Genomic DNA, 8,258 nt, shown 5'->3' with positions numbered 1-8,258 from the left:
TCCCACCGAAACAGTAATATCCTTATTTATATTCCAAAAGATAGTTATGGTCTGAACAGCAATGTCGTATGGTTGTTGAACTTGTGAAAGTATCTTTTTATTCTGGGCAATTTCGAGACCATATGTTAAAAACAACTCACCATACTGTTTGCCATGTAACAACACCAAAGATATAGGAATTATACGTCTTTTTATCATTTAAGACTTCAACACAAAACTGATATCTCCCAACTGTTCCTTCAGGGAGTTGAATTATTTTCATATATTGCATCAGCTTACTTCCACTTCTTTCCTACCCCTTTCTTTACTCCACAAAATGGCCCATTTGTGGAAGTCTGCATCTCATTGAAAATAAATCGAATTTTGATTCCAATAACTATGATTTTTTAACTTTGACCACCAGAAGGTATGAAGTGGTAGAACAGGCTGTCATTTACTCGTACACTTTTTGTCATTCAAGTAAAAACTATGTCAAGGGGGGTCCATTTATTTGGCTATTATCATATGCGTCTTTTCATCAATTACAGGGATATTTTCTCGATTTTATATCTATTATCAATAACACAATACAGGTAATCAATAAATCTTCCAGCCGATAACTACAGGTATTCACTAACCATATGTTCTACCTTATATCTAAAATACTCAATAACCTATCATGTATGTTTCTCCACTCCTGATTAAGATCCACTGTACACACCTTAACCTTGAAACCCAATATGTTATAAAATAGATCTAAATCCTTATCGACTGTTGGGTATAATAACATACCGGTTAAATCTATCTTGTCTTTATTTTTATAATTACTCATATAAATTGCTGCTAATCAACTTTTCATTGCCACTCTTTAACCTGGTTGATGTTGCATTTTGGTAATACTTCGTGTCCATAATAATCTTTCTATCAAACAATTCGATGGATATATCAGTTTCCATTCTGGGTAAATACGATAAATCTTCTCCTTCTGCATTCCAATATATATTTTCTCGTTTCACTATTCCCTCTGGTAATTCCTTTTTATAAAAATTACGTACAAAATCTTCATATAAATATGCCATTGCTTTTGCATCTTGTTCAAAATTAATAAATTTTTCTCCGCTTTCGTCTTCATTCATTAAAAGGGATTCATGTAAAAACCTGCAGATGTCAATCAAAAAACCATAATGCGAATTACTGCGATGAATTTTAGCGTCATTAAACACCTTCGAGTTGAGCTTTATAAGGCGGACTTCTCTAAAATAAAGATAGAGCTGCTGTATTTCTCCCATCAATTCCAACCCCTGGTGGGCCTTGTAAAAAAGATTTACTAAGTACCAGGTAAACATTCAATTCTGAATTGTTCATGTACCTGGCACTGTTCGCTATTGATCGATCCAGTATTGTTTCTATAATAACTACAACTGACATAGAGAAGCCAGCCGTACGCATGCTTTTCTATGGTCTAATTACATCTTTTGAAAGTAGTGTAGCATTTCTAATTAAAGACTTAACTTCTTTCTTAGCGATTTACTTAGGTTACATTCCAAAAAGCTTGAAAAATATCCCCAGGCATCCTGGATTATTAGTAGACCTGCTTTTAACCTCTAATCTTTATTTATATAATTATTCATTTTTGTACATTAATCTCGTATATTTGGTATTCAACATTAGAAATCTCCCTAATATATGTTCTAGAAAAACAAGCCTTTTACCCAATCTTTAAACCCCTTTATTTCCACCCCAGGCTTAAAGCAAAAGGCACCCATCTTATATTTCTGATGAAAATCTTGATCATAAAAATCCTTTTCTTCTGGCATAACAGCTCTTTTCGGCGTAAGGATATACACTTCTTCGACCACTTTTTGATCGGTTTCACTGTTCAAGATTCCATCCCTGTATTTATGCATTTCTCCAAGTGCCATAGAAAGGTTGGAAGAAACGCGATATTTGGGATCCAAAACATATAAAGATCCCCTGTTTTCGATCACGATGTCAGGGATCATCCGCTGTGTATAACTATAATAGGGTTTCGTGTTATTTTGAATTATCTTTTGATATGTTAGCTTTGCACCATTAACTAGGTGAACTACACTCTGTTTATTTTCACTCAAATTTAAAAAATAATAGTTGTCTTGATAGGTGAACATATCTGATGGGCTTTCTAAAAGATCCAATTCTCGTAGTGACTTTACAATTTGCATGTAACACCACATTTCATACAATTCGTACGTGTCTTTTAAAGGAAGTCTATCTTTGATATCAAAGGTTATATTTTTATAGTTATATAAATTTTGGAACCATTGAAACCATAGTCGATACATTGGATGCTTGCGGAATACTTGTGTGATCTTGATTGTTCCAATATGAGGTTTTACCTTGTTTAAAAAGTTGGTTTTTTTCCATCTGCTAATCCAATCTATATATTGTAGTGCTTTTTTCCTAATTACCGCATGATTCATTTTGCTGTAGTCTTGTAAGAGCTTACGTAGCTCATTCAATTGAGCCAATACTACTTGATTTTCGTATACATTAAAGGTCTCTTTTACTATCGTAGACTTTAGGTGACTTGGCAGCCTGGACGGCGACCCACCATAGGTCTGTCCATACCTCTCCATCCATGATAGAGTACTGGGAGTAATTTGTTTGATTTTCTCTCTCTTTACGATTTCTTCTTTTCTTCTTAAAACTCGTAATGGATGAGATTCCATCTTTCTAAAAATGGTCCGTAACTGTATAATCTGGCTCTCGATATAATTCCATTGCAACATGGAACATTTCCTGCTAAACCCTGCTGCATTCACATCAGCTTCTAAACCGCCTTTTTCAAAACAAATTACGGCCTCTTCAATTACTTCCTGTAATAAAGTCTCGTATTGTTGTAAGGTTAATTTCCGTCCGTCAGGATATACATAGGATTCAATTCTATTTAGCTGTTCGCCTGTTCGAATCTCAAATTGGATAAAACCACTCTGAAAAGGTGTTTCAAAAACACCCTCCCAACCTTCAATCATTTTCGTCATGAGTAGTGGAACACTTTGCATCGTTATTTGGATAGGCTCATTGGACATACAACGCCAGCGATAGGATCTCGCCTCTTCAAGAAACCCCTCTTCTATAGACTGCCAACTCTGAGTAGAATGATCCCATACAGAAAAACTAACTCCAGAATTGTGTTGCACCATATCGATCCAATTCCTTTCTCATTCGAACAATATGTTTTAGTGATCCAGCATCTTCTCCAAACTGCTCCAAAAATATAGAATTTAGTTGAGTTAGCAAACTATCAATCCGTTCGTCACCACGTAATTTCGGAAGGATTTTTTCACTAATACCTCGATCTAAACCAACCCATTTATTCATCCTAACGTCTTCAGGGAGCAAACTATTTTTATACAGCTTGTGTAAAATTTCATTCATTGTTCGATAACCAAAATGAAGTTCATATTCAGATAGCACTTTATGGAGCTGAAGCAAAAACTGCCACTCAGATTCTATCTTTTCTTTTAACTTAGCGTCGAGAGTTTCCCAGAATGGTTCAAAATTCACATCTGACAATGTCATAACGAAAGAACGATCAAGTACCTTATCAGAAATACTATGAGTCGTCTCATCTGTATTAATGGTACCGATTAAATAAAAGTTATGCGGTATTTCAATTGTCTTCGGCACATCTGTAACTTCATCAACGTTGTGAAGTTGGATTGGCTTTCTAGATTCAACCCCACTTAAGTAATCACTTAAATAATATTCGACCCTTGCTAAATTCATCTCATCTAGAACTACAAAGTGTGGCTTGTCCCTCTCACTATTCGCCTGGAGCAACATGTCTAGAAATTCCGTTTTCATATATTGCTTTTCAAATGAACTATAATAACCAAATATTGAGGTTCCATCTGTCCAGTCTGGCCTTACCGGAATAATTTTTAAATAAGGGTGGTCTTCATTGTAATCCAGTCCATAAACTGCATTAGCAAATACCCGGCAAAGCTGCGTTTTTCCTGTTCCTGAAATACCGTTTAAAATGACAAAATGCTTATCATCAAGGCTTGTTAAATTCAAATAAAAATCACGTATAATGTCTACCGAAAATGTAAAGCCACTTTGTTCAACAAATTCCATAATATTGGCAAAGTCGAACGAGCTGCTGAACGCTTCTACTTCTCCTTCTTCCCCAGGTTCGTCTATTTCAGGAACGTGCTTTCCTTCACCCTTAGGGAGGTCAGAAAATTTCGGATATCTGCAAAAATAGCACTCGCAGTTATTAATCTTTCCTTTATTAATTCAATTGGTTCAGTAAATGTATGGTTTTCCTTATTGTACGTTCCAACATAAAAAGCATCAGCATCATTCAATTTAAACCCATGATTCCCCAACTCTTCAAGTGATTTTTCCTGGTACTTCTGATTCTCATTCTGTTCATTATACTTATCTCGGTGATAGAAGGATTTCTTGTTATACCATTCATATGTATCCTTATTTGCAATATCTCGTATGTTAGAGTATATCTGTCCCCTTTTATTAATAATCACTCCAATTACTTCTTTCGGTTCCCGGTAAATATATAGGAAATGTCCATTTGTGATTAACTGATCATTGTCATAAATGGAAAAAGGCTGTTTATATTCATTCACTTTAACCTTTTTTATCTCATCAGTAACCACCTGGTAAGTTCTTGAATATATTTCTATACTAAATTCGCTAGTATGCTCTTTGAATACATCTAAAAATTGTGTTGCTTCACTATGTAAAATTGCTTCTAGTTCCATAAGAATCCGGACAGGTTTCAGTTTTCGATATACATTCCACAGTTTATCTATTATTTCTTCTTCAGAAACTGCCGCACCATCAAATAGTAGAACACTACCGAAAGCTATACTAGGTCTTCGTTTATTCTTTATATATTCTTTTACCGTTTCAATAAATTCTTCTTGTTCAATAACTGTACTGTTTTCTTCATTCGTAAAAATTTCTATACTAGAATCCATTTCATGAATCATTTGCTTTAGCTCTTGCACTTTTGAGCTTCTTGAATAGATCATAAAAGGGTAAAAATCTGATGTCATACACAACCTAATTTCCTTGGACTGCAAATTGATTTCCAACCTTAAAATTACAATTGGTGTCTCATAATAGTCCTCATTTATTAATTCGACAAACGCTTTTTTACCATAGTTTTGTTTTTTAGGTGCATATTTAGGGTTTTTCGAATCGGAAATGGTCGTTCTCAACGTACTTTCATATGTATGAACACGAAGTTGTTTTAAAGAGGGTTCCACCCCCTCATATTTAGAGACAAAACCATCCATTATCCTACGCACAACAGGTTGAACTTCATCTAATACCCGCTGACTTCTAATAGTTAAGTCCTCTATATTATTGATCTCGATTAATTCATTTGTTTGTAACATGGTTTGACCACCTTCACTTTACTACAAACTCTAATTCTTTAAATTTAGCATTTCGTACCCTTACCATGATCTATTACTGTCCAGTTGCTATCATCACTATCTGAATACAAATATGCATATAATTATTTTTTATAATAAATGAATTTCACATTTTCCATTATAGTCTATACAAATTATTTTACCCCTTCTGATGCTTATAACAATATATTTTTCCAGCAAACTTTTTGTTGGAAAGACAGAATGCAGCAACTTTGTCTGAAACAGATTGATTACATTGTACACATCTTTTCTGAGGACTTTTTATGTCTTTACTCTTTTTATTATTAATACAATTATTGTGCTGATCCCTTAGAGCCTTATCCTCAATGTTAGCATCATGAAATAGCATATAAATTTCTTCCATCTCTTCTTCTGTTAGTAATTTTTCTTTGTTTGTTAGCTTTAACACATTAACTTTTCTACTTATAAAATCAGACAATTCCACATCGTAAACGATTAATTCATTAGCGGTTATTTTTCGCAGTTCTACATCAATCTTGAATGTACACCGTTTTGTGAAAGAAACAATAGAGATAAAGCTACTGTGAAATTTTTTATCCAATAAGCTTTTCAGTGCTTCGATATGACCATAATTCTGGTGAAATGGATTAACCATCTTAAACTTACCGTTTACCGACCATTGTTTTCTATTTTTTCCTCCATAGATAGTTCCCTGATAATTTTTGGTCTCAATAACAAATATCCCATAAGGAGATAGTACAACATGGTCTATTTGTGAGTATCTAGAAACGGATTTCTGATTTTCAATCATTAAATCCGATAAGTATTTATATTCCTTTGGCAATTGATCCAGTTGGATATTAATTTTGTACTCTCCGATTTCTCCCTTTCTGACTGCAATATGTTCTTGTTCTTTAATACTTTTAGACTGCTTGACTGACTTATTACTGTTCTCTTTTGACTGTGTTGGCTTTTTCTTTTTGAATAACTTTAATAGCATGTAAACAATCCCATCTGTCTGGTATCTAGCAAATCTAGCAATTAATACCATTTGCTTCTATTTACAAATTACCAAAATTTCATAGTATTTCTAACTCTGTTATCGGACAATTACTCCTAAACATTAATCAGATTTCCTCCTTATTATTGCTTTAGAAAAACAAATTGCTAGAATATTGACCCTCCAATAGAAAAATTAATACTATTTTTTATTGACTTCATAAACTCTAGCTGTCAGCCACCAGTACTTACCACTATATAGAACTGGGGACCTTACACTATTACTTGTTTCATTCACTTTAATTAATAAAGGGTACAGCTAAAATACTATATACATTAGCTGCACCCTCTTTATTCACGCAGTTTCTACTGCTTCTTTGGGAGTATATTCGTTTGATGTTAATTGACTTTCAATAGCCTTGGATTGCCGATATTCTTCCGCTTCTGCAACCTTTGTTAATTCTAGAGTAGCATCATGGTTTTTCATAACTTCCCTTTCTACATCACTTAGGCCCACACGAAAGAATTCCTTCTTATTGTTCACTTTATTTACTCTCAAATGATCAAAAGCTTGGTGGAGTTTTGTTTCTAGTGTCGGTGCGTCATTGGAGAAAATCATTCCGTGAATATCAAATGTAAATGGAATAGATGCGTTACCCAATTCTTTAACGCGATCAAGGGGTTCTAATCTTCTTGTCATACCAATTTTCACTATATCCTCGCCTAAAGATCCAATATTGGAAATGATATATACATACCCCGCTCTAGCGTTTTGCTCACGAAAGTCTACTTGTTCTTTCTCTTTTTGAAGGTCGCTAAGTTTCTCTTCATATTCTTGAATTTTTCGTTTTAACTCCTCTTTCATTTTTTCATCAGCTTTTTCTACACGGTCTCTATAACTTTGTAGAGCTTGATTAAAGTGTTTTTCATCTTTCTCGAGCTTTTTCTTTTGCTCTTCAATCTCTTTTTGAATTTTTGCTTCTTCACGCATTTGTTCTTTAATCTGTCGTTGCTCCTCTTTTTCTTCCTCTATCTTCTTGGTGTACTCATAAGCAAGGTAAAGTTCCTCGAGCTTTAAATTTAAATATTCTACCTTTATGCTTACTGTATTATTACTGTTAAATTTATTTAACTGCTCATGTGATTTCATAATACGCTTTTCACTTGATTCAATATTATTAAATTTAACTTTAGATATTACAGTATCGCATTCATTATTAAATGAACGGAGCGTCATTTTAACTATATTAGTAACCATCTGTTTACCTTTTTTCTTATCGCCGTCTAATGTGAAATTTTCTGGATATATTGTTGCAGTTTTATTCTTTGCCATACTTTTCTGACGCTCACGTACATTATCTAATTTTTCTTTATATGCTTGAGAAGATTCTAAATCATATTTAGTATCATAGAAGCCGAACGATTGATATAAAAGTTCATCATTTACTACTATTAATTCATCTTTTTTCTGAGATATTAGCTCATCTAGCTGTGTGGATTCAGTAGTTTTTTTATCGTATGTAGACTCTAGATTTTTAATCTCTTTTTCAATCTCTTCTTTCTTTTGTTCTACTTTTACTACATCATCAAAACCAACTTCTTCCCACATATTTCTAATTTTTTTACGTCTTTTATATTCTAAAATTATTAGTACGATTCCTATTATAGGTGGGATTATAAACTTATATAATGCAAAGCATAAAGCAATCATCCAGGGCTGTAAGTACCATGGTTGTTTGGGCACCCTAATCTCTCCTTTTTATTTAATTATTATATTACATACCTTTAATGTTTCACTGAATTTAACTACTATATGATATAAAAAAAGTCAAACAAAGGGCAACCATATTCGCATCTCGCTCCTATACTATA

8 protein-coding genes are annotated in these 8,258 nt (G+C 33.5%); all 8 read right to left on the bottom strand.

Translation table 11 applies throughout. From position 1 onward, the window contains the following. Positions 1-198: hypothetical protein (locus tag QGM71_RS17535; protein WP_327608866.1), on the bottom strand; the 198-nt coding region annotated here is incomplete at its 3' end. Positions 199-803: 605 nt separating this feature from the next. Continuing rightward, positions 804-1,268, bottom strand: coding sequence for a 5-methylcytosine restriction system specificity protein McrC (locus QGM71_RS17530; protein WP_327608865.1), 465 nt, complete (start codon positions 1,266-1,268; stop codon positions 804-806). Beyond that, positions 1,234-1,407: a hypothetical protein gene (locus tag QGM71_RS17525; RefSeq protein WP_327608864.1), complete on the bottom strand. Its 174-nt coding sequence runs from the start codon at positions 1,405-1,407 to the stop codon at positions 1,234-1,236. Before QGM71_RS17525 ends, QGM71_RS17530 begins: the two co-directional genes overlap by 35 nt. A gap of 263 nt (positions 1,408-1,670) precedes the next feature. Then, positions 1,671-3,161, bottom strand: a complete 1,491-nt coding sequence (locus QGM71_RS17520; protein WP_327608863.1) for a DUF2357 domain-containing protein — start codon at positions 3,159-3,161, stop codon at positions 1,671-1,673. Continuing rightward, positions 3,136-4,038 carry an McrB family protein gene (locus tag QGM71_RS17515; protein ID WP_327608862.1) on the bottom strand — a complete coding sequence of 301 codons (903 nt, stop codon included), beginning with the start codon at positions 4,036-4,038 and terminating at the stop codon, positions 3,136-3,138. Before QGM71_RS17515 ends, QGM71_RS17520 begins: the two co-directional genes overlap by 26 nt. Before the next feature lie 122 nt (positions 4,039-4,160). Further along, on the bottom strand, positions 4,161-5,387 hold the full coding sequence (locus QGM71_RS17510) for a hypothetical protein (RefSeq protein WP_327608861.1): 1,227 nt from the start codon (positions 5,385-5,387) through the stop codon (positions 4,161-4,163). Positions 5,388-5,565: 178 nt separating this feature from the next. Further along, positions 5,566-6,387, bottom strand: coding sequence for a nuclease-related domain-containing protein (locus QGM71_RS17505; protein WP_327608860.1), 822 nt, complete (start codon positions 6,385-6,387; stop codon positions 5,566-5,568). A 354-nt stretch (positions 6,388-6,741) separates the two neighbouring features. Further along, the gene (locus QGM71_RS17500; RefSeq protein WP_327608859.1) at positions 6,742-8,130 is read right to left on the bottom strand and encodes a DUF4041 domain-containing protein; all 1,389 of its coding nucleotides are present in this window, start codon (positions 8,128-8,130) and stop codon (positions 6,742-6,744) included. Between the last annotated feature and the right edge of the window lie 128 nt (positions 8,131-8,258).

Source organism: Virgibacillus tibetensis (assembly GCF_036026595.1).
Lineage (GTDB): Bacteria > Bacillota > Bacilli > Bacillales > Amphibacillaceae > Virgibacillus_P > Virgibacillus_P tibetensis.
This window is presented reverse-complemented; position numbering and strand designations above follow the sequence as displayed.

Excerpts from the sequence above, each read along its gene's own strand:
- QGM71_RS17505 (WP_327608860.1), bottom strand. The coding sequence starts at position 6,387 with ATGCTATTAAAGTTATTCAAAAAGAAAAAGCCAACACAGTCAAAAGAG.
- QGM71_RS17525 (WP_327608864.1), bottom strand. The coding sequence starts at position 1,407 with ATGTCAGTTGTAGTTATTATAGAAACAATACTGGATCGATCAATAGCG.
- QGM71_RS17530 (WP_327608865.1), bottom strand. The coding sequence starts at position 1,268 with ATGGGAGAAATACAGCAGCTCTATCTTTATTTTAGAGAAGTCCGCCTT.
- QGM71_RS17510 (WP_327608861.1), bottom strand. The coding sequence starts at position 5,387 with ATGTTACAAACAAATGAATTAATCGAGATCAATAATATAGAGGACTTA.
- QGM71_RS17520 (WP_327608863.1), bottom strand. The coding sequence starts at position 3,161 with ATGGTGCAACACAATTCTGGAGTTAGTTTTTCTGTATGGGATCATTCT.